Origin of the sequence: Collinsella sp. LCP19S3_B7, from assembly GCF_052121795.1 — a bacterium.
Lineage (GTDB): Bacteria > Actinomycetota > Coriobacteriia > Coriobacteriales > Coriobacteriaceae > Collinsella.
Genome location: NZ_JBQKDO010000046.1, coordinates 1 through 579, shown reverse-complemented (window position 1 = coordinate 579; position 579 = coordinate 1). Strand labels below are relative to the sequence as shown.

General features: G+C 64.4%; 1 protein-coding gene. It reads right to left on the bottom strand.

Annotated elements, in window-relative coordinates; translation table 11 throughout:
- Window positions 1–53 precede the first annotated feature (53 nt).
- Window positions 54–413 carry an IS3 family transposase gene (locus tag ACTQW0_RS08515; RefSeq protein WP_441567784.1) on the bottom strand — a complete coding sequence of 120 codons (360 nt, stop codon included), beginning with the start codon at window positions 411–413 and terminating at the stop codon, window positions 54–56.
- Window positions 414–579 lie beyond the last annotated feature (166 nt).

The following is a 579-nucleotide window of genomic DNA, read 5'->3' as shown; positions in this document are numbered from 1 at the left end:
AGTTCCGTTAGCGCAGTTGGTGAAAGTACGTTAGCGGGGTCGGCGAAAGCGCGTTAGCGCATTCGGCGAGATGCGTTTGCGAAAGTGGTCAATTTTAGATTAGCGCTAACAGAGCTGTACCGGCGGCGGGAGCCCCGGCGGCGTATCGCGCACCGGATGCCCATCTCGCGCATCATCTTGAGCACGGTCTTGTCGGCCACGACCGCGCCCAGCTCGGCGCGCAGGCACATGGCTATCTGCCGGTGCCCGCAGCCGTTGGCGGTGCGCGAGAATATCTCGGCCGCGGCGTCGCGCAGCTCGGGCCTGGTCGGCCTCCGCGGGTGCGCCAGCGCGTAGTAGTAGGTCGACCTCCTGAGCCCCGAGCACTCCAGCAGGTGGCGCAGGGAGTGCCCCTCCGCCCTCAGCGCCCTCACCGCCTCGGCCGCCGCCCTGGTCAGAGCCCGTCCCGCTCGACCAGGGCGCGCAATTTGTTTGTGTCAAGCTCGGGCTTTCAATTGAGGCAGCGGTTCTTTTCACACGTGGCAAGGAAAGGTTTCAGGTTTGGCAAAGGCGTGCCTCTTTCTCTCTTTGGCTTTGCCT